Source organism: Thermobifida cellulosilytica TB100 (assembly GCF_001517975.1).
GTDB classification, from domain to species: Bacteria; Actinomycetota; Actinomycetes; order Streptosporangiales; family Streptosporangiaceae; genus Thermobifida; species Thermobifida cellulosilytica.
The window spans coordinates 47,544-70,132 of record NZ_KQ950189.1 but is presented as its reverse complement, the minus strand read 5'-3'; the positions used below and the strand labels follow the sequence as shown (position 1 = coordinate 70,132).

Sequence of the window (22,589 nt, the reverse complement as noted above, 5' to 3'; positions counted from 1 at the left end):
CCGAAGGATGTAAGGAGTGGATGGAACGTGACGAAGGTCGTCATCATCGGAGGCGGACCCGGAGGATATGAGGCGGCCCTCGTCGCCGCCCAACTGGGGGCGGACGTCACGGTCATCGAACGGGACGGCATCGGGGGCGCGTCCGTGCTCACCGACTGCGTGCCCTCCAAGACGCTCATCGCCACCTCGGTGCGCACCTCCTACGTCAAGGAGGCCGCGACGCTCGGCATCATCGTCGGCAACGAGCCCGAGGACAAGGACCTGGTCCGGGTGGAGCTCAAGACCGTCAACGCCCGGGTCAAGCGGCTGGCGCAGGCCCAGTCCGTCGACACCGCCAACCGGCTGCGGACCGAGGGCGTGGAGATCATCATCGGCGAGGCCAGGCTGGTCGACCCGCACATCGTCGCCGTCGGCGACCAGCGCATCCACGCCGACGTGGTGCTCATCGCCACCGGTGCGCACCCGCGCGAGCTGCCCACCGCCCGCCCCGACGGGGAGCGCATCCTCACCTGGCGCCAGTTGTACGACCTCAACGAACTCCCCGAGAAGCTCATCGTGGTCGGCTCCGGGGTCACCGGCGCCGAGTTCGCCAACGCCTACCAGGCACTCGGCTCCAACGTCACCCTCGTCTCCTCCCGCGACCGCGTCATGCCCACCCAGGACGCCGACGCCGCCCGCGTGCTGGAGGAGGTCTTCGCCCGCCGCGGCATGACGGTGCTGGGCAACTCCCGGGCCGAGTCGGTGACCCGCACCGACGACGGCGTGCTCGTGCGGCTCGCCGACGGCCGCACCCTCGAGGGCAGCCACTGCCTCATGACGGTCGGCATGATCCCCAACACCGCCAACCTCGGCCTGGAGGAGGCCGGGGTGCGGCTGGACGAGCGCGGGTTCGTCCAGGTGGACCGGGTGTCGCGGACCTCCACCCCCGGGGTGTACGCGGCCGGGGACTGCACGGGCGTCAACATGCTCGCCTCGGTGGCGGCCATGCAGGGCCGCATCGCGATGTGGCACGCCCTCGGCGAGGCGGTGGCCCCGCTGCGGCTGTCCACCGTCTCCTCCACCGTGTTCACCCACCCCGAGCTGGCCGCGGTCGGCGTCACCGAGGACGACGTGATCTCCGGACGGGTCGACGGCCGCATCGTGAAACTGCCGCTGGACACCAACCCGCGCGCCAAGATGCACGGCACCCGCGACGGCTTCGTCAAGCTGATCTGCCGCCAGCACACCGGCATCGTGCTGGGCGGGGTCATCGTCGGGCCGCGGGCCAGCGAGCTGATCCTGGGCGTCTCCCTGGCGGTGCAGCAGCGGCTCACCGTCGACGACGTCGCGCACACCTTCGCGGTCTACCCGTCGCTGTCGGGCAGCGTCACCGAGGCCGCCCGCTCCCTGATGCAGGGCTCCCCCGAGTAGGGGGCCTTCCGGCCGCCCCGCGGCCTCCGGAACGCGGGAGGGGGTCCCGGCCGCGCGGGCCGGGACCCCCTCCGTTGCCTGCTGCGCCGGAGAGCGGAGGTCAGAAGTCGCCGAAACCGCCGAAGTCGCCTCCGTCGAATCCGCCGCCGCCGAAGTCGCCGAAGCCGCCTCCGTCTCCGAAGTCGCCGAAGCCGTCTGCGTCGCCGCCGCCGAAGTCGCCCATGCCGGCGCCCAGCATGCTGGCCCCGACCATCGAGCCCATCATGTTGCCGAGCATCATGCCGGTGAACATGCCCACCATCAGGTCCGTGCCGAAGTAGCCGCCCGCATAAGGGGCGTAGGCGGGACCGGCGTCGTAGTAGGGCACCCGGCGTCCGCCCGCCTCGACCATGCGCACGCTGGGGTGGCCGCCGGAGTGGAGCTCGCTGGTGCAGGCGCGGCAGACCGGGACCGGTCGCGCCGTACCGCCGGGCGGAGCCCAGTCCGCGTCCTGGACGGACGGGCCGTGCTGCGGGTTGAAGAAGCAGGGGGCGCGGCGCTCCGGAACCGGTTCGCCCGCCAGCCGGGCCCGGGTGGCGGTCATGTAGTAGCGGCCGTCCTCCAGGGCTTCGGTGACCCGCTGGATCTCGTCGGCCCGCTTGATGGTCTCCAGTTCGGCCTTGGCCCGGTCGTAGGCGTTCAGCGCGTTGGTGTAGTCGGTGCGGGTGGCCTCGTCGGCCTGGCTGAGGTCGAGGTCGAGGGCGGCGATGTCCTCGCCGAGCAGCACCACGTCCTCGGTGACCGTCTTCTTGACCTCCTCCAGCTCCCGCGCGGCCCGGGCCTCGCTCTTCTTCTTGGCGCGGTACAGGAGGAAGCCGCCGCCGACGACCGCGAGGGCGAGCAGGCCCAGCAGGACCATGCTGAAGATCCCGGAGGCCGCGGCGGCGTCGGCCCGCGCCTCGGCCTCGTTGGCGAAGGCGACCGCCGCGTCGGGAACGGTGCTCATGCGCTGGGCGGCCTGCTCGGCCGCGGCCACGTCGGAGGAGTCGAGCACGGTGGAGTCGGCCGCGGTGGTGTTGCCGATGAAGACCAGGTAGGAGCCGTCGCCGACGTCCTGCTGCACGTCGGCCATGAACGAACCGAGTGCCGCCTGCGAGGTGAACTCGCCGTCGTCGGGCAGCACCACGAAGTAGACGGGGGTGTCGACGTTCTCCGCGGCCTGGCTCATCAGGTCCGCGTCACGGTCGGAGACGACCTCGGCCGCGTCGGGGTCGACGTAGACGTGGGAGCTGTTCAGCGCGTCGGCGACCTCGTCCGCGCTGGTCTTCGCGCCCGCGGGCGCGGCCACCGTGACGACCGCGGCCGCCGCGGCGAGCAATGTGACTGCCAGTCGGCGCAACATGATCCGTTCCTCTCGCCTCTCTCACCTGTGTAGACGTACGAAGAGGGGGGATCGTTCCCGGCGGGCGGGCTGCGTCCGCGGCGTCACCGTCCGTCCCGCGGGTCGCCGCGCAGCACTCGGGCCACCAGGTCGTCGTGGAGGGTTCCGTACCCGGTGGCGGCCCACACGCTGCGTTCCGGCGGAAGCTCGTCGTAGGGGATCCGCTGCCCGCCGTCGAGGACGGCGGGCAGCGCCTCGGGCTGCCGGTGGTTGCGGAGCGCGGCGGCGCAGTCGCCGCAGGCCCACACGGTGACCTTGCGGCGGCTGCCGAGCCTGCGCCACGGCGTGGTGCGGGTGCGGGTGCCGTGCAGCGGGTCGAAGAAGCAGTGCCGCGCCGGGACGGGGTCCGGCCGCGCGGCGGACACCTGGTCGGCGTGGGCGTCGCACAGGTCGAGCAGGACCAGCCCCCACGGCCAGGCGGTGCCAGAAGAGCATGGAGAGAGCCTAGAGGGTTGGGCCGGGCGGGCCGGAACCGGGGTGTGACTGCTCTCACCAGGCATGCGAGCCGGTCGGTAGGTGCCGAGGGCGGGCCGCTCCCGGGGAACGGCCCGCCCTGCCGGTCTGCTGCGCCGCGGTCGGCGCCGCGCCTAGGAGTCCTTGATCTCGCAGATCACCGCGCCGTTGCCGACCGTCTCGCCCGCGCTCACCGACAGGCCCGTGACGGTGCCCGCCTTGTGCGCGGTGAGCGGCTGCTCCATCTTCATGGCCTCGATGACCACGACGGTGTCGCCCTCGGCGACCTCCTGGCCGTCGGCCGCCACGACCTTGACCACGGTGCCCTGCATCGGGCTGACCAGGGCGTCGCCGCTGACGGCGGCCGCGCCCTTCTTCCGGGAGCCGCCGCGTCGGCCGGACTTCCTGGCGGCGGGGGCCGACGCCAGGTCCGCACCCAGGCCGGCGGGCAGCACGACCTCGACCCGCTTGCCGCCGACCTCGACGGTGACCCGCTCGCGCTCGGCGGCCTCGGCCTGCTCGGTCTCGCCCGCGAACGGCTCGATGACGCCGTCGAACTCGGTCTCGATCCACCGGGTGTGCACGCGGAACGGCTGTGCGGGGTCCTCCGGGGCGAACGCCGGGTGGGAGACCACGGCCTGGTGGAACGGGATGACGGTGGGCATGCCGCCGACCTCGAACTCGGCGAGGGCGCGGCGGGACCGCTCCAGGGCCTCGGCGCGGGTGCGCCCGGTCACGATGAGCTTGGCGACCATCGAGTCGAACGCCTGCGGCACGGTGAAACCCGGCTCGCAGCCGGTGTCCACGCGCACGCCGGGGCCGCCGGGCAGCCGCATCGAGGTGATGGTGCCGGGGGCGGGCATGAAGTTGCGTCCGGCGTCCTCGGCGTTGATGCGGAACTCGAAGGAGTGGCCGCGCAGCACCGGGTCGTCGTAGCCCAGCTCCTCGCCGTCGGCGATGCGGAACATCTCCCGCACCAGGTCGATCCCGGCGACCTCCTCGGTGACCGGGTGCTCCACCTGGAGCCGGGTGTTGACCTCCAGGAAGGAGATGGTGCCGTCGGCGCCCACCAGGAACTCGCAGGTGCCGGCGCCCACGTAGCCCGCCTCGCGCAGGATCGCCTTGGAGGAGGAGTACAGCAGCTCGACCTGCTCGTCGGTGAGGAAGGGCGCGGGGGCCTCCTCGACCAGCTTCTGGTGGCGGCGCTGCAACGAGCAGTCGCGGGTGGAGACCACCACGACGTTGCCGTGCGCGTCGGCCAGGCACTGGGTCTCCACGTGCCGGGGGCGGTCCAGGTAGCGCTCCACGAAGCACTCGCCGCGGCCGAACGCGGTGACGGCCTCGCGCACCGCCGACTCGTAGAGGTCGGGGATCTCCTCCAGGGTGCGGGCGACCTTCAGGCCGCGCCCGCCGCCGCCGAACGCCGCCTTGATCGCGATCGGCAGGCCGTGCTGCTCGGCGAAGGCCACCACCTCGTCCACGCCCGACACCGGGTCGGGGGTGCCCGCGACCAGCGGGGCGCCCACCTTCTGCGCGATGTGGCGGGCCCGGACCTTGTCGCCCAGCGCGGTGATCGCCGCGGGCGGGGGGCCGATCCAGGTCAGCCCGGCGTCGATGACGGCCTGGGCGAACTCGGCGTTCTCGGCGAGGAACCCGTAGCCGGGGTGGACCGCGTCCGCACCGGACTCGGCCGCGATGGCCAGGATCTTGTCGATGTTCAGATAGCTGTCGGCGGGGGTCTGCCCCCCGAGGGCGTAGGCTTCGTCGGCGACCTTGACGTGCAGTGCGTCGAGGTCGGGTTCGGCGTAGATCGCGACGCTGCCGAGGCCCGCGTCGCGGCAGGCTCGTGCCACCCGGACAGCGATCTCGCCCCGGTTGGCGATGAGAACTTTACGCACGGTCGAACACTCCTCCGGAAGGGGCACCGGCTGCTCGACGCCGATGCCGTAGGCGGGTCTCTGAGGACGGCGGGGCCGCCGCGTCCGGGTGTACGGACCCGGGAACGGGCGGGGTCACCCCGGGTGGAAGCTGCGACGCCAGGAGTCGGGTCCCGGGCGCGACACCCCCAGGCGCCGGGCGTGGTCGCGCCAGCCCGAGCGGCTCCCCGGGGCGGCGGCCCGCTCGCGGGCGGCCCGGGCGGCCCGGGCACGGGCGGTCAGGACCGCGACGAGCGCCGCGATCTCCTCGTGGCTGGGGTCGCCCCGCACGACCTGCAGGAAGGGAGCGGAGGGCGACGGGGGTCGTTCGCTGGCCATCAGAGCGGGATGTTTCCGTGCTTCTTGGGCGGAAGCTGCTTGCGCTTGCCGCGCAGCGCGCGCAGCGCCTTGACCACGGAGGTGCGGGTCTCCGAGGGCATGATGACGCCGTCCACGTAGCCGCGTTCGGCCGCGCTGTACGGGTTGAGCAGGGTGTCCTCGTACTCGGCGATGAGCTGGGCCCGGGTCGCCTCGACGTCGTCGGCGGCGGCCAGGGTGCGCCGGTGCAGGATGTTGACCGCTCCCTGGGCGCCCATCACCGCGATCTGCGCGGTGGGCCAGGCCAGGTTGATGTCGGCGCCCAGGTGCTTGGAGCCCATGACGTCGTAGGCGCCGCCGAACGCCTTGCGGGTGATGACGGTCACCAGCGGCACGGTCGCCTCGGCGTAGGCGTAGAGCAGCTTGGCCCCGCGCCGGATGATGCCGTTGAACTCCTGGTCGGTGCCGGGCAGGAAGCCGGGGACGTCCACCAGGGTCAGCACGGGGATGTTGAAGGCGTCGCAGGTGCGCACGAACCGGGCGGCCTTCTCGGAGGCGTCGATGTCCAGGCAGCCCGCGAAGTTCATCGGCTGGTTGGCGACGATGCCGACCGGGTGGCCCTCCACCCGCCCGTAGCCCACGATGATGTTCGGCGCGAACAGCTCGTGGACCTCCAGGAACTCGCCGTCGTCGACGATGTGCTCGATGACCTGGTGCATGTCGTAGGGCTGGTTGGCCGAGTCCGGGATGAAGGTGTCCAGCTCCAGGTCGGCCTCGGTCACCTCCAGGTCCACGGCGGTCGGCTCCACCGGCGGGTCCTCCAGGTTGTTGGAGGGCAGGTAGGACAGCAGCGCCCGGACGTAGTCCAGGGCGTCGTTCTCGTCCGCCGCCATGTAGTGGGCCACGCCCGACCTGGTGTTGTGGGTGCGGGCGCCGCCCAGCTCCTCCATGGTGACGTCCTCGCCGGTGACCGTCTTGATGACGTCGGGACCGGTGATGAACATCTGGGAGGTCTGGTCGACCATCACGATGAAGTCGGTGAGCGCGGGGGAGTAGACGTGGCCGCCCGCGGCCGCGCCCATGACCAGCGAGATCTGCGGGATGACCCCGGAGGCGTGGGTGTTGCGCTTGAAGATCTCGGCGTAGAGGCCCAGGGCCACCACGCCCTCCTGGATGCGCGCGCCGCCGCCCTCGTTGATGCCGATCACCGGGCAGCCCGTCTTGAGCGCGTGGTCGAGGACCTTGACGATCTTCTCGCCGTAGACCTCGCCGAGGGAGCCGCCGAAGACGGTGACGTCCTGGCTGAACACCGCGACGGGGCGGCCGTCCACGGTGCCGTAGCCGGTGACGACGCCGTCGCTGTACGGGCGGTTCTTCTCCAGGCCGAAGTTGGTGGACCGGTGGCGGGCGAAGGCGTCGAACTCGACGAAGGAGCCCGGGTCGAGGAGGGCGTCGATGCGCTCGCGGGCGGTCATCTTGCCCTTGGCGTGCTGTTTCTCTACGGCTCGCTCGGATCCCGCGTGGACCGCCTCGTAGCGGCGGCGTTGCAGGTCCGCGAGCTTGCCCGCGGTGGTGTGGATGTCGATCTGGTCCGCGGGCAGCGGTTCAGGGGCTTGGGTCGCCATAAAGCCTCAGAGTATTAGGTGCGGTTTTTCGGCCAGGCGGGGAGATGGGCGTTGTTCCCCGGCGCTGCCGGAGAGGAACTCGCTGAGCAGGTCGTTTACCCCCACCGTGAAACGCTTTGATGATAACAGTTCTCATCTTTAATGCCAGGGATGCCGACTCTGGGCGACCAAAGGGACACTCGAAGGGACACCCGTCCCAAATGGCGTAGACCAATCTGGGTATCGTCTGTGCCATGACACGCGACAGCGCCCGCCAGGAGATGCCCGACCAGCTTCGTGGCGACGTCCGCCTGCTCGGCGAGATGCTCGGCACCGTGCTCGCCGAGAGCGGCGGCCAGGACCTGCTCGACGACGTGGAGCGGCTGCGCCACGCCGTCATCGGAGCCCGCGAGGGGACGGTCGAGGGCAAGGAGATCACCCAGCTCGTCGCCTCGTGGCCCCTGGAGCGCGCCAAGCAGGTGGCGCGCGCCTTCACCGTGTACTTCCACCTCGTCAACCTGGCCGAGGAACACCACCGCATCCGCTCCCTGCGGGAACGCGACGACGCGGCCAACCCGCAGCGCGAGTCGCTGGCCGCCGCGGTGCGCACCATCCGCGAGGACGCGGGCGAGGAGCGGCTGCGAGAGCTCGTCGCGGGGATGGAGTTCCGCCCGGTCCTGACCGCTCACCCCACCGAGGCGCGGCGGCGCGCCGTGTCCACCGCGATCCAGCGGATCAGCGTCCAGTTGGAACAACTGCGCGCGGCCCACAAGGGCAGCGGCGCCGAGGCCGAGGCGCGCCGCAGGCTGCTGGAGGAGATCGACCTGCTGTGGCGAACCTCACAGCTCCGCTACGAGAAGATGGACCCGCTCGACGAGGTGCGCACCGCCATGGCCGCCTTCGACGAGACCATCTTCCGCGTCATCCCCGAGGTCTACCGCAGCCTCGACCGGGCGCTCGACCCCGAGGGCGCCGGGCTGCGCCCCTCCCCGGCCAAGGCGTTCGTCCGCTACGGCAGTTGGATCGGCGGCGACCGCGACGGCAACCCGTTCGTCACCCACGAGGTGACCCGCGAGGCCATCGCCGTCCAGTCCGAGCACGTGCTCGCCGCCCTGGAGACCGCCTGCGAGCGCATCGGCCGCACCCACACCGAGTACAGCGAGCTCACCCCGCCCAGCGCCGACCTGCGCGCCGCCCTGGCCGGAGCCCAGGCCGCCCACCCGCGCCTGATGCAGGAGATCGTCAAGCGCTCGCCCAACGAGCCCCACCGCCAGCTCCTGCTGTTCGCCGCCGAACGGCTGGCCGCCACCCGGCGGCGCGACGCCGACCTCGCCTACTCCGGACCCCAGGAGTTCCTCGCCGACCTGCGCGTGGTCCAGGAGTCGCTGGCCGCCGCGGGCGCGGTCCGCCAGGCCTACGGCGAGTTGCAGAACCTCATCTGGCAGGCCGAGACCTTCGGCTTCCACCTGGCCGAGCTGGAGATCCGCCAGCACAGCGCCGTGCACGCGGCCGCGCTGGAAGAGCTGCGCGCGGGCGGGGCGCTGTCGGAGCGCACCGAGGAGGTCCTCGCCACGCTGCGGGTCGTCGCCTGGATCCAGGAGCGCTTCGGCGTCGAGGCGTGCCACCGCTACATCGTCAGCTTCACCCGCACCGCCGAGGACATCGCCGCCGTCTACGAGCTCGCCGAGCGCGCCGTGCCCGCGGGCCGGGCACCCGCCCTCGACGTGATCCCGCTGTTCGAGACCGGTGCGGACCTGGACGCCTCCCCGCAGGTGCTCGACGGCATGCTCGAACTGCCCCCGGTCCAACGCCGCCTGGAGCAGACCGGACGCCGCCTGGAGGTCATGCTCGGCTACAGCGACTCCGCCAAGGACGTCGGCCCGGTCAGCGCCACCCTGCGGCTCTACGACGCCCAGGCGCGGCTGGCCGAGTGGGCCCGCGCCAACGACATCACGCTCACCCTGTTCCACGGCCGCGGCGGCGCGCTCGGCCGGGGCGGCGGCCCCGCCAACCGCGCGGTGCTGGCCCAGGCCCCCGGATCGGTGGACGGCCGGTTCAAGGTCACCGAGCAGGGAGAGGTCATCTTCGCCCGCTACGGCCAGCGGGCCATCGCCCACCGGCACATCGAACAGGTGGGCCACGCGGTGCTGATGACCTCCACCGAGAGCGTGCAGCGCAGGGCCACGGAGGCCGCCGCCCGCTTCCGGGGCCTGGCCGACCGGATCGCCGAGGCCGCGCACGCCGCCTACCGCGCCCTGGTCGACACCGAGGGCTTCGCCGAGTGGTTCTCCCGGGTCAGCCCGCTGGAGGAGCTGAGCGAGCTGCGCCTGGGCTCGCGCCCGGCCCGGCGGTCGGCCGCCCGCGGCCTGGACGACCTGCGCGCGATCCCCTGGGTGTTCGCCTGGACCCAGACCCGCGTCAACCTGCCCGGCTGGTACGGGCTGGGCAGCGGCCTGGCCGCGGTCGACGACCTCGACGCGCTGCACACCGCCTACCAGGAGTGGCCGCTGTTCGCCTCGCTGCTGGACAACGCCGAGATGAGCCTGGCCAAGACCGACCGGGTGATCGCCGAGCGCTACCTGGCCCTGGGCGGACGGCCCGAACTCACCGAGCAGGTGCTCACCGAGTACGACCGCACCCGGGAGCTGGTGCTCAGGGTCACCCGCCACACCCGGCTGCTGGAGAACCGCCGGGTGCTCTCCCGGGCCGTGGACCTGCGCAACCCGTACGTGGACGCGCTGTCGCACCTGCAACTGCGCGCCCTGGAGGCGCTGCGCACCGGCGAGGCCGACCGGCTCTCCGCGGAGGACCGCGACCACCTGGAGCGGCTGCTGCTGCTCTCCGTCAACGGGGTGGCCGCCGGCTTGCAGAACACCGGCTGACGCCCGCGCCTGCCCGTCCGCCCGCCGCGCGCGGCGGGCGGACGGACTCCGGGGACGGGCGGACCGGGCCGCGGTGAAGCGTTGGTTGAATGGAGCCATGCCTTCCTCGCTCCGCCCGGACCCCGGCAGACCGCCCCTGAACCGACAGGAACTGGAGCGGGACCTGGTGGGTCCGGAGACGATGTGGGCCGCGATCGACGTCGTGCCGTCGCTGGAGTCCACCAACACCGAACTGGTCGCGCGGGCGCGCCGCGGTGCGCCCGCCGGAACGGTCCTGGTCGCCGAGCACCAGACCGCCGGACGCGGGCGGCTGGACCGCTCCTTCCACACCCCCGCGCGGGCCGCGCTGACCTTCTCGGTGCTGCTGCGCCCCACCGCGCCGCCCCGCACCTACGGGTGGCTCCCGCTGCTCATGGGCGTGGCGGTGGTGCACGCCGTGCAGCGCACCGCCTCGGTCGAGGCGGGGCTCAAGTGGCCCAACGACGTCCTGGCGGACGGCGGCAAACTCGCCGGCATCCTCTCCGAGGCGGCCTTCGGCCCCGCGGGCGCCGCGGTCGTCATCGGCACCGGGCTCAACGTCTCCCAGACCCGCGAGGAGCTCCCGATCGACACCGCCACCTCGCTGGCCCTGGCCGGGGCGGCGTGCACCGACCGCGACACCCTGCTCCGCGAGGTCCTGCGCGCCTTCGCCGAGCGCTACACCCGCTGGGCCGCGCACGGCGGGGACGCCGAGGCCGGCGGCCTGGCCGAGGAGTACCGCTCCTGCTGCACCACCCTGGGCCAGCGGGTGAGAGTGCACCTGCCCGGCGGCGGCACGCTGGAGGGCTCGGCCGCCGGGACCGACGCGGAGGGAAGGCTCCTGGTGCGCGCGGACGACGGGCGGACACACCCGCTCACCTCGGGAGACGTCGTCCACGTCCGCCCCGTCGCACCGTGACCCGCTCCCGCACCGACCGCACCCCGCCCGGGCGGTTTTCTTGACGGAGGCGCCCCGGAGGTACTAAACCGACAGTCATGCGCGCCTCACCACCGTGGAGGGGTGTCGGCTGACCCGTGTCCGACGGGCGTCACCCCCACCGCCCCGACCTCGAATCCGAGAGAATCCCATGTCGTCTCGTCCTGACCCCAAGGAGATCGAAGCCGTCCTGATGGGAGGCGAGGCGCGGTACACCCGTGACGAGGTGGCGCAACTCGCGGGGACCTCGCCCGAGATGGCCGCCAGGCTCTGGCGGGCGCTGGGGTTCGCCGCGCGCGGCGACGACACCCCCGCCTATACCGACAGCGACGTCGAGGCCATGCGGGTCACCGCCGAACTGCTCCGCGACGGCATCCTCACCGAGGAGGCGTCGGTCCGCCTGGCCCGGGCCATGGGCCAGACCATGATCCGGCTCGCCGAGTGGCAGACCAGCATCCTCACCACCCTGTCCTACAAGCCCGAGGTCGACACGGACGAGCACCTGGGGCCGCTGGTGGGCCTGGCCAAGGAGCTGCTGCCCGACGTGGAGACGCTGCTGCTGCACGTCTGGCGGCGCCAACTGGCCGCGGCGATCTCGCGCAGCCTGGCGGTCCAGGAGCAGCAGAGCGAGCACGCCTCCCCGCACTACTTCCCGCTCGTCGTCGGCTTCGCCGACCTGGTCTCCTTCACCACGCTCAGCCGCGAGCTGGACGAGGTGGGCCTGGCCGACGTGGTGGAGGGGTTCGAGGCGACCTCGGCCGACATCGTCGCCTCCTGCGGCGGGCGCATCGTCAAGACCCTGGGGGACGAGATCCTCTACGTCGCCGACGAGGCGCAGCAGGCCGCCGACATCGCCCTGCAACTGGCCGCCGGGGTCAAGACCCACGTCGAGATCCCCGACGTGCGGGTCGGCGTGGCCTACGGGCCGGTGCTCGCGCTGCTCGGCGACGTGTTCGGCACCACCGTCAACCGGGCCAGCCGCCTCACCTCCTTCGCCCGCCCGGGCACCGTCCTCATCGACGACGCCCTGGCCGAGCAGCTCAGGGACGAGGAGGACTTCCAGGTGGTGGCGGTGCGCGCCCGCCACGCCCACGGCCTGGGACAGCTCCAGCCCTACGCGCTGCGCCGCAGCTTCGGGGCGAAAGTGGCGCTGGGCGGGTGAGCCCGCCGCGTTACTCCGCCCCCACCGCGGGAACACCTTCCTGAGAGGCCGCGGACGCGGGTGTGGCGCGCAACGACGGAGAGCGGTGGTCCGACCCATGACCGAAAGCACCGGCACGGCACCCGTCACGGTCGGCAGAGTCGTCACCACGGGTCTGCTCGGGGGCGGCTCCGCGGAGCGGGAGGTCAGCTCCAACGTCTGGGTCATCGGGGACGACCGCGTCGCGATCGTGGTCGACCCGGCCCACGACCCGACCGCGATCTCCCTGGCCCTGGGCGACCGCGAGCTGATGGCGGTCGTGTGCACCCACGCCCACGAGAGCCACGTCAACGCGGCGGCGGCCCTGGCCGACCTCGCCGACGCGCCGATCCTGCTGCACCCGGCCGACGGGCGGCTGTGGGACCGGCTCCACCCCGGGCGCGAACCCGACGCGCCCCTGCTGCACGGCGAGGTCCTCCAGGTGGGCGGGGTCGAACTGCAAGTGCGGCACACGCCCGGCCACTCGCCGGGCGCGGTCTGCCTGTACGCGCCCGCCCTGGCCGCGGTGTTCACCGGCGACACCCTGTCCGCGCACGGTCCCGGCAGCGCCGAGTACGGACACTCGGACCCGGCGGCGCTGCGCGCGTCGATCGGCGACCACCTGCTCACCCTGCCGCCCGAGACCACGGTCTTCCCCGGCCACGGCGAGCCCACCACGATCGCCGACCAGGCGGCGCGGCTGGGCTGACCCGGCGGCCCGGTCAGGCCGGGCCGGTGGTCCGCGGCGCGCTGGCCCGGCCGGGAGGCAGGAAGAGGGCGAACGTGGTCGGCCTGGAGTGGACGAACTCCACCCGGGCCCCCTCGGACTCGGCGATGTGCCGGGCCAGCGCCAGGCCCAACCCGGTGCCGTTCCCGCTGGTCACCTCGCGTTCGAAGATGCGCGGGGCCAGTTCCTCGGGGATGCCCTCGCCCTCGTCGCTGACCTCCACCCGCACCGACTGCCCGGTCTCCACGCGGCGGACGGTCACCGTCCCGGCGCCGTGCTTGAAGGAGTTCTCCACCAGGGTGGCCAGGATCTGGGCCAGGTCGGTGGGCACCGTCATGGCGGTCAGGCCCGGCTGTCCGACCAGTTGGATCTTCCGCCCCGCCTGGGTGAAGACCGGCCGCCACTCCTCCATGAACTGCTCGATCACGTCGTCGATGGCGACCGGTTCCAGCTTCGGGTTCTGCGTGCGGCGGGCCCGCCCCAGCAGGCTCTCCACGATGTCCACGAGCCGCTCGGTCTGGGCGAGCGCGGCCTCGCCCTCCTCCCGGACCACGTCCGGCTTGTCCGCCTCCGCGATGATCTCCTCCAGGCGCATCGACAGCGCGGTCAGCGGGGTGCGCAACTGGTGGGACGCGTCGGTGGCGAAGTGCCGTTCGGTCGAGATCAGACTGGCGATGCGTTCGGCGCTGCGGTCCAGCACCTCGGCCACGGCGTCGGCCTCGGGGATGCCGTAGCGGTGCCCCCACGGGCTGATCACCCCCGACCCGAGCCGTTCGGCCGTCGCGGCGAGGTCGACCAGGGGCAGGGTGAGCCTGCGGGCCTGCAAGATGGCCAGCCCGACCGCGACGCCGATGGCCAGCAGGGACAGGGAGGCGATGCCCAGCCAGGCGCTGATGATCTCCTCCCGCACGCCGCGGGTGTCCCGCCACACGGAGACCGAGGCGCGGGCGGAGCTGGCCGTGGCGTTCAGCGCCGCGGGGGCGTCCGGATCGCGCGGGTCGTACTCCCAGCCGCCGGTGACCACCGTGGGCGAGCCCTCGCGGGTGATCTCGATGTGCCGCTGGGGGTAGACCTTGGCGAAGTAGGCGGTGTCGACCCGGCCCTCCCGCAGCAGTTGTGCGTCCACCTCGGTGCTGATGACCTCGGCCTCGCGCTGGAGTTGGGCCACGTTCGTGTCGTTCACCTGCTGGTAGGTGAGGGCGCCCAGGGGCAGCCCCAGCAGCAGCACCGCGATGACGGCCACCACGAGGGTGGAGAACAGCATCCTCCTGCGCATGTCGCCTCGTCAACGCCGCGCGTTCGTCAGTCCTTCTCGAACCGGAACCCGACCCCCCGGACGGTGGTGATGTAGGAGGGCTGGTTGGCGTCGTCGCCGAGCTTGCGGCGCAGCCAGGAGATGTGCATGTCCAGGGTCTTGGTGGACCCCCACCAGTTGGTGTCCCACACCTCGCGCATGATCTGCTCCCGGGTGACCACCTTGCCCGCGTCGCGGACGAGCACGCGCAGCAGGTCGAACTCCTTGGTGGTCAGTTGCAGCTCCCGGTCGCCCAGCCAGGCGCGGCGCGAGTCGTTGTCGATACGGACCCCGTGGACCACGGGGACCTCCCCGCCGCCGCGGCGCAGCAGCGCCCGGACCCGGGCCAGGAGTTCGGCCAGCCGGAAGGGCTTGGTGACGTAGTCGTCGGCCCCCGCGTCCAGTCCCACGACGGTGTCGACCTCGTCGGCACGGGCCGTGAGGATCAGGATGGGAGTGCCGTGGCCTTCCGAGCGCAGCCGTCTGGCCACTTCGAGCCCGTCCATCTCGGGCAGTCCCAGGTCCAGGACCAACAGGTCGATGTCGCCGGTGCGGGCGCGGTCGAGTGTCTCCATGCCGTCGACGGTCACGTCGACCGAGTAGCCCTCCCGCCGGAGTGCGCGGGCCAGCGGTTCAGAGATCGAAGCATCGTCTTCGGCCAGCAAAACGCAGGTCATAGCACTGATCGTAAGACTCTCGCCGAGATTTTCGGATCACGCGCGCCGATTGACCAGTGGTTGACCAAAAATGCGCAAGCCCCGCCTCCGGCATATTTCTCTTACTTCACAAAACGCCTTGCCCGCAGGGGATTCCGCTCCGGCTCACTCTCCGGGGCCGTGGAGAGAAGGCTGGGTGAATTGTCCTCTTTGGTGCTGGTGTTACGGAGAACAGGTAAAGACTTTTTTACGAAAAAAGACCGGATCGGCACCACAAGTCAGGCCCGCTCCGACTCCCCCGCGGCCACCGGGGCGCGGAACACCCACCTGCGGTAGCTCCAGAACCGGAACAGCGATCCCAGGCCCACCCCGACCACGTTGCCCGCGATGTTGCGCGCCAGCGGGCCGTCCAGCCCCAGCACCCCCACCGTGAACCACAGGCAGCCGACCTGGATCAGCAGGCCCACCCCGTTCAGCCCGAAGAACAGCACGTAGGCCAGCAGCAGCCCGCTGTGCGAGCGGTGCCGGAACGTCCAGAACCGGTTGCCGAGGAAGGCCACCACGGTGGCGCAGAACGTGCCCAGCGCCTGCCCGACCAGCTCCGGCAGGCCCAGCACGTACCAGAACAGGTTGGTCGCCGCCAACTGCGTCACGTAGGCGAAGGCGCCCACCGTGCCGAACTTGGCCACTTCGTGGATGAGCTGGGCGAAGCGCCGGTACAACGTCGAGATCACGCGCACGACCCGTTCCGATCAGGGACATCACTAGACTTTTCCGGGCACCCGCGTCGGTCTCGCGGGGCCGCACCCCAGCACCCGTCGACCCGAGAGGTGAGGCAACCGTGAGCGAGACTAACCGGAGCGTGCCCGTGGTCGGAATGGTGGGCGGCGGCCAGCTCGCCCGGATGACCCACCAGGCGGGCATCGCCCTGGGCGTGGACTTCCGGGTGCTGGCGGGCACCCCCGCCGACAGCGCGGCGCGCGTCGCCGGCGACGTGTACCTCGGCGACGACCGGGGCCGCGCCGACCTGCTCGCCTTCGCCAAGGGCTGCGACGTGCTGACCTTCGACCACGAGCACGTGCCCCAGCCGGTGCTGCGCGAACTGGCGGAGGCCGGGGCGGTGCTGCGGCCCGGGCCGGACGCGCTGCGCCACGCCCAGGACAAGCTGGTGATGCGCACCCGGCTGACCGAGCTGGGCGCCCCCTGCCCGCGCTGGCGCGAGGTCGCCGAACTCGGGCACGTCACCGACTTCGCCGCGCGGACCGGCTGGCCGGTCGTGCTCAAGGCGGCCCGCGGTGGCTACGACGGCAAGGGCGTGTGGGTGGTCGACGACGCGGCGGAGGCCGCGGCCGTGGTGGAGCGCGCCGCGCAGGAGGGGGTGCCGCTGCTGGTCGAGGAGAAGGTCGCCTTCCGCCGCGAACTGGCCGTGCAGGTCGCCCGCTCCCCCTACGGGCAGGTCGCGGCCTACCCGGTGGTGGAGACGGTGCAGCGCGACGGGATCTGCCACGAGGTGGTCGCCCCCGCCCCCGGCCTGTCGGAGGAGCGGGCCGTGGCCGCCCAGCAGCTCGCGATCGAGCTGGCCGCCGCGCTGGACGTGGTGGGCATGCTCGCCGTCGAGCTGTTCGAGACCGACACCGGGATCGTGGTCAACGAACTGGCGATGCGGCCGCACAACTCCGGCCACTGGACCATCGACGGCGCGTGCACCTCGCAGTTCGAGCAGCACCTGCGCGCGGTGCTCGACCTGCCGCTGGGGTCGCCGCGGACCGTCGCCCCCTACACGGTCATGGCCAACCTGCTCGGCGGCGACGACCCCCACGTGTTCAACCGCTACATTCATGTCATGGCCAGGGACCCCGAGCTGAAGATCCACTTCTACGGCAAGGAGGTCCGCCCCGGCCGCAAGATCGGGCACGTCACCGTGGTCGGCGACGACCCCGCCGACCTGCTGGAACGGGCCCGGAACGCCGCAGCGTACCTCAAGGGAGACCCGCAGTGAGCCAGACTCCGCCCACCGTCGGCATCGTGATGGGAAGCGACTCCGACTGGCCGTTCATGCAGGACGCGGCGGAGGCGCTGGACGAGTTCGGCGTCTCCTACGAGGCCGACGTGGTCTCGGCGCACCGGATGCCGCACGAGATGATCGCCTACGGCTCGCAGGCGGCCGAGCGGGGGCTGAAGGTCCTCATCGCCGGCGCGGGCGGTGCGGCGCACCTGCCGGGCATGCTCGCCTCGGTCACCCCGCTGCCGGTCATCGGGGTCCCGGTGCCGCTGAAGTACCTGGACGGACTCGACTCGCTGCTGTCCATCGTGCAGATGCCCGCCGGGGTGCCGGTGGCCACGGTCGCGGTGGGCGCGGCCCGCAACGCCGGGCTGCTGGCGGTGCGCATCCTCGCCGCCCACGACGAGGAGCTGCGCGCGAAGATGGCGCAGTTCCAGGCCGACCTCAAGCAGCAGGCCCAGGAGAAGGGCGAGCGGCTGCGCCGCAAGCTCACCGAGGGCTCGTCGTTCGGCTTCGGCGCCCGCTGACCCCGTCGGCCCCGGACCGGAGGGGAGCCGCGCGGACGGGCGGCACCGGGTCGGTCGCGCGGCACCCGGAAGCCGGTGGTCTCCAGCCCGAAGCCGAACGGCTCGGGCAGCGCGACGGGTTCGCCCCAGTCCACCCGGCGGCTGTCGGCGTAGTCCCCGCCCTTGGGCGTGGCGAACAGGGTGACGCCGGCCCCGCGGGTCGTACCCGTCGACCAGGAGGTACAGCGGGATCTGGCCCCTGGCGTACTCCTCGCGCTTGGTGACGCGGTCGTCGGTGGCGTCGTCCCGGGAGACGATCTCCACGGCCAGCAGCACCTCCTCGGAGGGAATCGGGACGCCCCGCTCTTCGGGAACCGCCTCCGAGGGCACGACCAGCAGGTCGGGGCCCGTAGCCGGGCCAGCGAGACGATGGCCACGCCCGTTCCCCGGCGGATCTCCCAGCCGTCGGGGATCTTCCGGTCGATCTGTCACTGGAGCACGACCGCGGTCGTTCCGTGCGCAGCAGACGGCGGAGGTGTGACGACGATGCCTTCCTCACGTATTTCCGCCCGCCATCCCTCGGGTATGTCGAGCTCATGCCAGGCGCGCAGCAAGTACGCCCACCGAGCGTCGACGTGAGTTTCGGTCGTCGGATGCTCCAAAGCGGCGATTCCCATTGCGACGCCGCCTCCTGCGGCCCGGAGATTACCGGAGGCGACGACCGCGCGATCTCGGGATTCAGACTGTGCGGCCGAACTCGGCCGAAAAAGCGGTTCCACCCCCGCGGCGCGGCGGAAGGCGGTATTCCGAGGAAAATCAGCGGGAATTCGGATTCCCCCGGATTTCCGGGGATCAGCCCAGCAGCTTCGGCCACTCGATCGCCGGGCAGCGGTCCATCACCATGGTGCGGCCCGCCGCCAGCACCCGTTCGGCCGCGGCGTGGTCGACCACGCCCAACTGGAACCACACGCCCCTGACCTCGGGGCGCTCCAGCGCCGCGTCGGCCACCGCGCCCGCCGCGTCGGAGCGGCGGAACACGTCCACCACGTCCACGTCGAAGGGGATGTCGGCGAGCGAGGGGTAGCCCCGCTCGCCGTGCACCGTCGCCGCGTCCGGGTGCACCGGCACGATCCGCTTGCCGTGCTCCTGGAGGAAGCGCGCCACCCCGTAGGCGGGCCGGTCCGGGTGGTCGCCCAGTCCGACCACCGCCCACACCTCGGTCTCCGCCAGCAGCCGACGGATCTCCTCGGGGTCGTTGAGCCGCGCCATGCCTCCTCCTCCCTCGGCCCCGGCCGGTCGCCTCAGGGCCGTCCCAGCGCCCGGTAGGTCCAGCCGTGCGCACGCCAGTGGTCGGGGTCCAGCGCGTTGCGGCCGTCCACGATCCGCTTCTCGGCCACCACCTTGCCCAGCTCGTCGGGGTCGGCACTGCGGAACTCCGCCCACTCGGTGAGCAGCAGCACCACCTCGGCGTCGCGCACCGCCTCCACCATGGTGTGCGCGAAGTTCAACTGCGGGTAGGCCCGCTTGGCGTTCTCCAGCGCCTCCGGGTCGTAGACGGTGACGCGCGCGCCCAGCGAGCCGATGGTGGCCGCCACGTCCAGGGCGGGGGAGTCGCGGATGTCGTCGGAGTTGGGCTTGAAGGCGGCCCCCAGCACGCCGACCGTGCGGCCGGCGAAGCTGCCGCCGATGAGGCCGCGCGCGATGTCGATGGTGCGCGCCCGGCGGCGCTGGTTGATGGCGTCCACCTCGCGCAGGAACGACAGCGCGGGCTCCACGCCCAGCTCGTCGGCCCGCGCCATGAACGCGCGGATGTCCTTGGGCAGGCAGCCGCCCCCGAAGCCCAGGCCGGGGCCGAGGAACTTGCCGCCGATGCGGTCGTCGTGGGAGAGCGCCTCGGCCAACTGGATCACGTCCGCGCCCACGGCCTCGCACACCTCGGCCATCGCGTTGATGAAGGAGATCTTGGTGGCGAGGAAGGCGTTGGCGGCGACCTTGACCAGCTCGGCGGTCTGTAGGTCGGTGACGAGGAAGGGGATGCCCCGCGCGATCTGGCTGGCGGAGATCTCCCGCATCACCTGCTCCACCCGCGGCGAGTCGGTGCCGACCACGATCCGGTTCGGGTTGAGCGTGTCCTCCACGCCGTGGCTCTCCCGCAGGAACTCCGGGCTCCAGCCGACCTCCACGGCCTCGCCCGCGGGGGACAGGGCGTGGAACTGAGCGGTGATGCGGGCGGCGGTGCCCACCGGCACCGTCGACTTGCCGATGACGACGGAGGGCCGGGTCAGCAGCGGCGCCAGCGTCTCCACCGCGGCGTCCACGTACCGCAGGTCGGCCGCGTTGGACGTGGCCTGCTGCGGGGTGCCCACGCAGATGAAGTACACGTCGGCGAAGGCGGCGGCCTGCGCGTAGTCGGTGGTGAAGCGCAGGCGGCCGGCGGCGAGGTTGCGGGTGAGGACGTCTTCCAGGCCCGGCTCGTAGAAGGGGACCCGTCCGGAGGAGAGGGAGTCGATCTTGCTCTGGTCGACGTCGACTCCCAGGACCTCGAAGCCCAGCTCCGCCATGCAGGCGGCGTGGGTCGCCCCGAGGTACCCGGTACCGAGCACCGCGATTCTGAGGTGCTGTTTCTCCACCAACGGATCAGTCCTTCCTCACGACCGGCCTAGGAATGCTATGCGCGGTCCGCCCGCCGCCACAGGGCCGCTCGGCAGGGGGACCGCGGCCGTCTCGCCCTCCCGCGGCGGCGGGGCACCGCGACACTGCGGTGGACCGGGAGTCGTGCGAAACTCCCGCACACTACATCAGACCATCAAACACCGGACAGCGGGTTTCCGGGTACGAAACAGCGGCTCACCGGTCGTCGCCGAAGACCCGGGTGCGGTCGTCCGCCTCGCCGTCGAGCGGGTGGACGCCGTCCTCGCGGCGGCGGAACGGGGTGGTGGTCTTGGCGGACAGGTCGTCGGACCAGCCGGTCTCGGAGGGGGCGTCGTCGACGGCCGGGACGGCCCCGGAGCGGCGGGCGGGGACGGGCGCGGCCACGGCGGGCGGGTACGCCTCCTCGGCGCGGGCGCGGTGTGGCGAACGCCACCGGGACAGCACGAGCGAGGAGATGAACAGCAGCGTGCCCAGCGCCAGGAAGAGCGGCAGCCCCGGTCCCAGCGGGCGCAGGAACGAGTCGGGGTCGTTCAGCCAGCCCGGCACGGACGCGTCCATCGAGGCGGGGTCCAGCAGCGCCCACAGGGGAACGCCCAGCAGCACCCCGCCGGAGACGAACGCGGCCAGGGGAGAGACCCGGGTGGCGGCCAGCACCCCGCCGACCAGGCCGACCCCGATCATGGCCGCGCAGCCGGTCAGCAGCGGGCCGCCGGACGCCGACGAACGGGCGTGCTCGGCGATCTGGTCGGCCGACCACGCCGTGCCCACCCACAGCAGCGGGGTCAAGACGAGCCCGGCCAGCAGGCCGAGTGAGTGGCGCAACACGAAGACCCTCCTAGGACCGGTGTTCCCTTCCAGTACCACCGGAGGCGGCGGAACTAACGCGTTCCGGTGCACACGGACAACGGACGGTGTCGGCCCCGGGGTTCCGCTGCCGCGCTCCGGCGGGACCGGGCCGGGCTCACCGGCAGATGTTGTCCGCGGCGGTGCTGGTGTGCACCGCGTCCCGGCCGCCCACGTCCACGGGCTGCTCGGCCTCCCGGGAGGCCAGGTCCGCCGGGACGGCCACCCCGGTGAGGTTCGCCCCGGCGACCACCTGGACGCGGCCGCCCAGCGCCGGGTCCTCCTCCGGGCGCGCCCCCGGGATGCTCTCCAGGAGCAGCACGGCGGCGTCCTGGCTGTCGGACGAGTAGCGGACCAGCGTCTCGGCGAGGTCGTGGCGCACCCAGTTGCCCGCCTCCGCGGGGACCTGGAACCCCGCCGCCAGCAGCTCCGCGCGCAGCCGTCCGCCCAGCCCGGAGACCCCGGTGCCGTTGTAGACCTCCACCACCACCTCGCCGGGCTCGGGGAGGACCGGGTCGGCCTCGGCCTCCTCGGTGAGGACCGGCCGGTCCGCGGCGATCGCGTTGAACAGCTCCGCGGCGCGCTGCTCGTGCCAGGTGACCGCGACCTCGCCGCTGGGCGTCCAGAAGTCGATCCGGTCCACCGGCACCTGGGTGAAGGTCACGTCCTCCAGGCCGACGGTGCGCAGTTGCGAGCCGAGCTGGTTGAGCGCCGCGGTGTCCAGCGCCTCGTCGACCGTGACCGAGCCGAGCGCCGTCTCCAGGAAGCGGGTGAACCGGGCCGGGTCGCTCAGGGTCTGCGAGTCGAGCGCCCGGTCCAGCAGCGCGGACAGCACCTGCTGCTGCCGGTCGATCCGGTCCAGGTCGCCGTGGGGGCTCTTGCGGGTGCGGGCGAAGGCCAGCGCCTGCACGCCGTCGAGCTCGTGGGTGCCCGCCTCCAGGGACAGGTGGGCCTTCTCGTCGTGGATGGCCTCGGGCAGGCACACGGTGATCCCGCCGAGCGCGTCCACCACCTCGACGAACCCGGTGAAGTCGATCTCCACGTAGTGGTCGATGCGCACGCCCGTGACCGACTCCACCGTCTGCACGGCCAGGCTCGGGCCGCCCAGCGAGTAGGCGGCGTTGATCTTGTGCGGCCCGTGGCCGGGGATCTGCACCCAGGAGTCCCGGGGGATGCCCACCACGGTGATGTGGTCCCGTTCGTGGTTCAGGTGGACCAGCATGATGGTGTCCGAGCGCCGCCCCTCCACGTTGCCCACACCGAGCTCGGAGCGCTGCCCGGCGTCCAGGCCGCTGCGGTCGTCGGAGCCGATGACCAGGAAGTTCAGCGCGCCACGCGCTCCGGCGTCGGGCCGGTCGCCCTCCAGCAGGCCCGTGAACACGTCGTAGCGCTGCAACTGGCCGGAGAGCCATCCGGTGACCGACCACGCGGTCCCCGAGGCCAGCAGGACCAGGGCGGAGAGGAAACCCGACAGCAGCAGCGCGGCGCGGCGCCGCCGGGCCGCCGCGCTCGGCATCCAGGGGAGGGGGCGCCCGGCCCCGGACCGCCGCGGCGGGACCTGCTGTGGGGGAAGCGGTTCCGAGCGGATGCGTCGGAACTCCGGAACCTCCGCGGAGGGGCGGGTCGTGTCGCTGCCGTCCTCGTTCACCGGTCGTCCTCCCGAACCATCCGGCCCGCCGCCCCTCCGGGGTTTCGGGCCGCCGACCTCTCCAGGGTGGCAGCAGGACCGTGTCGGATCGGGAAAATCCGATCACGGCGTGTTGCTCCGCCT

19 protein-coding genes and 1 pseudogene are annotated in these 22,589 nt (G+C 72.4%); 7 read left to right on the top strand and 13 right to left on the bottom strand.

Annotated elements, in window-relative coordinates:
* Positions 1 to 27: 27 nt before the first annotated feature.
* Positions 28 to 1,410 carry an NAD(P)H-quinone dehydrogenase gene (locus AC529_RS18995; RefSeq protein WP_068758712.1) on the top strand — a complete coding sequence of 461 codons (1,383 nt, stop codon included), beginning with the start codon at positions 28 to 30 and terminating at the stop codon, positions 1,408 to 1,410.
* Between the two features lie 100 nt (positions 1,411 to 1,510).
* Here AC529_RS18995 and AC529_RS18990 read toward each other — a convergent pair whose 3' ends face one another.
* The 5 genes from AC529_RS18990 to AC529_RS18970 form a co-directional block, all read right to left on the bottom strand.
* A complete protein-coding gene (locus AC529_RS18990; RefSeq protein ID WP_068758711.1) occupies positions 1,511 to 2,791 on the bottom strand; it encodes a chemotaxis protein CheA in 1,281 nt (426 codons plus the stop codon).
* Positions 2,792 to 2,874: 83 nt separating this feature from the next.
* Positions 2,875 to 3,330, bottom strand: coding sequence for a hypothetical protein (locus tag AC529_RS18985; RefSeq protein ID WP_157080283.1), 456 nt, complete (start codon positions 3,328 to 3,330; stop codon positions 2,875 to 2,877).
* Positions 3,331 to 3,417: 87 nt separating this feature from the next.
* On the bottom strand, positions 3,418 to 5,181 hold the full coding sequence (locus AC529_RS18980) for an acetyl/propionyl/methylcrotonyl-CoA carboxylase subunit alpha (protein WP_068758709.1): 1,764 nt from the start codon (positions 5,179 to 5,181) through the stop codon (positions 3,418 to 3,420).
* A 114-nt stretch (positions 5,182 to 5,295) separates the two neighbouring features.
* The gene (locus AC529_RS18975) at positions 5,296 to 5,538 is read right to left on the bottom strand and encodes an acyl-CoA carboxylase subunit epsilon (protein WP_068758708.1); all 243 of its coding nucleotides are present in this window, start codon (positions 5,536 to 5,538) and stop codon (positions 5,296 to 5,298) included.
* The gene (locus AC529_RS18970; RefSeq protein ID WP_068758707.1) at positions 5,538 to 7,142 is read right to left on the bottom strand and encodes an acyl-CoA carboxylase subunit beta; all 1,605 of its coding nucleotides are present in this window, start codon (positions 7,140 to 7,142) and stop codon (positions 5,538 to 5,540) included. Before AC529_RS18970 ends, AC529_RS18975 begins: the two co-directional genes overlap by 1 nt.
* Before the next feature lie 260 nt (positions 7,143 to 7,402).
* On the opposite strand from AC529_RS18970, the gene AC529_RS18965 reads away from it, so the two are divergent.
* The 4 genes from AC529_RS18965 (at position 7,403) to AC529_RS18950 (ending at position 12,847) form a co-directional block, all read left to right on the top strand.
* A complete protein-coding gene (locus AC529_RS18965; RefSeq protein WP_269745562.1) occupies positions 7,403 to 10,003 on the top strand; it encodes a phosphoenolpyruvate carboxylase in 2,601 nt (866 codons plus the stop codon).
* Between the two features lie 97 nt (positions 10,004 to 10,100).
* Positions 10,101 to 10,940 carry a biotin--[acetyl-CoA-carboxylase] ligase gene (locus AC529_RS18960; RefSeq protein WP_068758706.1) on the top strand — a complete coding sequence of 280 codons (840 nt, stop codon included), beginning with the start codon at positions 10,101 to 10,103 and terminating at the stop codon, positions 10,938 to 10,940.
* 169 nt (positions 10,941 to 11,109) lie between these two features.
* The gene (locus tag AC529_RS18955; protein WP_068758705.1) at positions 11,110 to 12,120 is read left to right on the top strand and encodes an adenylate/guanylate cyclase domain-containing protein; all 1,011 of its coding nucleotides are present in this window, start codon (positions 11,110 to 11,112) and stop codon (positions 12,118 to 12,120) included.
* A 97-nt stretch (positions 12,121 to 12,217) separates the two neighbouring features.
* Positions 12,218 to 12,847 (top strand): MBL fold metallo-hydrolase, encoded by a 630-nt coding sequence (locus tag AC529_RS18950; protein WP_068758704.1) that lies wholly within the window; start codon positions 12,218 to 12,220, stop codon positions 12,845 to 12,847.
* A 13-nt stretch (positions 12,848 to 12,860) separates the two neighbouring features.
* Here the strand turns inward: AC529_RS18950 and AC529_RS18945 are convergent, their stop codons facing one another.
* From AC529_RS18945 to AC529_RS18935, 3 genes are all read right to left on the bottom strand, one after another.
* Positions 12,861 to 14,141: a sensor histidine kinase gene (locus tag AC529_RS18945; protein ID WP_068758703.1), complete on the bottom strand. Its 1,281-nt coding sequence runs from the start codon at positions 14,139 to 14,141 to the stop codon at positions 12,861 to 12,863.
* 26 nt (positions 14,142 to 14,167) lie between these two features.
* Positions 14,168 to 14,836: a response regulator transcription factor gene (locus AC529_RS18940; RefSeq protein WP_068758702.1), complete on the bottom strand. Its 669-nt coding sequence runs from the start codon at positions 14,834 to 14,836 to the stop codon at positions 14,168 to 14,170.
* Between the two features lie 257 nt (positions 14,837 to 15,093).
* Positions 15,094 to 15,555 (bottom strand): GtrA family protein, encoded by a 462-nt coding sequence (locus tag AC529_RS18935; protein WP_068758701.1) that lies wholly within the window; start codon positions 15,553 to 15,555, stop codon positions 15,094 to 15,096.
* Positions 15,556 to 15,656: 101 nt separating this feature from the next.
* Here AC529_RS18935 and AC529_RS18930 point away from each other — a divergent pair, with 101 nt between their 5' ends.
* Both AC529_RS18930 and purE read left to right on the top strand, forming a co-directional pair.
* Positions 15,657 to 16,814: a 5-(carboxyamino)imidazole ribonucleotide synthase gene (locus AC529_RS18930; protein WP_083948467.1), complete on the top strand. Its 1,158-nt coding sequence runs from the start codon at positions 15,657 to 15,659 to the stop codon at positions 16,812 to 16,814.
* Positions 16,811 to 17,344: a 5-(carboxyamino)imidazole ribonucleotide mutase gene (gene purE, locus AC529_RS18925; RefSeq protein ID WP_068758700.1), complete on the top strand. Its 534-nt coding sequence runs from the start codon at positions 16,811 to 16,813 to the stop codon at positions 17,342 to 17,344. The genes AC529_RS18930 and purE overlap by 4 nt, the downstream gene beginning before the upstream one ends.
* Before the next feature lie 246 nt (positions 17,345 to 17,590).
* On the opposite strand, the pseudogene AC529_RS21090 reads toward purE, so the two are convergent.
* From AC529_RS21090 to AC529_RS18905, 5 genes and pseudogenes are all read right to left on the bottom strand, one after another.
* Positions 17,591 to 17,713, bottom strand: a pseudogene (locus AC529_RS21090) (Uma2 family endonuclease); the annotation flags it as partial.
* A 462-nt stretch (positions 17,714 to 18,175) separates the two neighbouring features.
* The gene (locus AC529_RS18920; RefSeq protein ID WP_068758699.1) at positions 18,176 to 18,592 is read right to left on the bottom strand and encodes a CoA-binding protein; all 417 of its coding nucleotides are present in this window, start codon (positions 18,590 to 18,592) and stop codon (positions 18,176 to 18,178) included.
* Positions 18,593 to 18,624: 32 nt separating this feature from the next.
* Entirely contained in the window at positions 18,625 to 19,884 is a 1,260-nt protein-coding gene (locus AC529_RS18915) for a UDP-glucose dehydrogenase family protein (RefSeq protein WP_394326462.1), read from the bottom strand.
* Positions 19,885 to 20,170: 286 nt separating this feature from the next.
* On the bottom strand, positions 20,171 to 20,800 hold the full coding sequence (locus AC529_RS18910) for a hypothetical protein (protein ID WP_068758697.1): 630 nt from the start codon (positions 20,798 to 20,800) through the stop codon (positions 20,171 to 20,173).
* Between the two features lie 136 nt (positions 20,801 to 20,936).
* The gene (locus tag AC529_RS18905; RefSeq protein ID WP_232306834.1) at positions 20,937 to 22,334 is read right to left on the bottom strand and encodes an LCP family protein; all 1,398 of its coding nucleotides are present in this window, start codon (positions 22,332 to 22,334) and stop codon (positions 20,937 to 20,939) included.
* Between the last annotated feature and the right edge of the window lie 255 nt (positions 22,335 to 22,589).

Bases quoted from the DNA above. Each gene is read 5' to 3' on its own strand.
- AC529_RS18945 (WP_068758703.1), bottom strand. From the start codon at position 14,141: ATGCGCAGGAGGATGCTGTTCTCCACCCTCGTGGTGGCCGTCATCGCG.
- AC529_RS18960 (WP_068758706.1), top strand. From the start codon at position 10,101: ATGCCTTCCTCGCTCCGCCCGGACCCCGGCAGACCGCCCCTGAACCGA.
- AC529_RS18975 (WP_068758708.1), bottom strand. From the start codon at position 5,538: ATGGCCAGCGAACGACCCCCGTCGCCCTCCGCTCCCTTCCTGCAGGTC.
- AC529_RS18970 (WP_068758707.1), bottom strand. From the start codon at position 7,142: ATGGCGACCCAAGCCCCTGAACCGCTGCCCGCGGACCAGATCGACATC.
- AC529_RS18905 (WP_232306834.1), bottom strand. From the start codon at position 22,334: ATGCCGAGCGCGGCGGCCCGGCGGCGCCGCGCCGCGCTGCTGCTGTCG.
- AC529_RS18950 (WP_068758704.1), top strand. From the start codon at position 12,218: ATGACCGAAAGCACCGGCACGGCACCCGTCACGGTCGGCAGAGTCGTC.
- AC529_RS18990 (WP_068758711.1), bottom strand. From the start codon at position 2,791: ATGTTGCGCCGACTGGCAGTCACATTGCTCGCCGCGGCGGCCGCGGTC.
- AC529_RS18965 (WP_269745562.1), top strand. From the start codon at position 7,403: ATGCCCGACCAGCTTCGTGGCGACGTCCGCCTGCTCGGCGAGATGCTC.
- AC529_RS18920 (WP_068758699.1), bottom strand. From the start codon at position 18,592: ATGGCGCGGCTCAACGACCCCGAGGAGATCCGTCGGCTGCTGGCGGAG.
- AC529_RS18940 (WP_068758702.1), bottom strand. From the start codon at position 14,836: ATGACCTGCGTTTTGCTGGCCGAAGACGATGCTTCGATCTCTGAACCG.
- AC529_RS18955 (WP_068758705.1), top strand. From the start codon at position 11,110: ATGTCGTCTCGTCCTGACCCCAAGGAGATCGAAGCCGTCCTGATGGGA.
- AC529_RS18985 (WP_157080283.1), bottom strand. From the start codon at position 3,330: ATGCCTGGTGAGAGCAGTCACACCCCGGTTCCGGCCCGCCCGGCCCAA.
- AC529_RS18915 (WP_394326462.1), bottom strand. From the start codon at position 19,884: ATGGCGGAGCTGGGCTTCGAGGTCCTGGGAGTCGACGTCGACCAGAGC.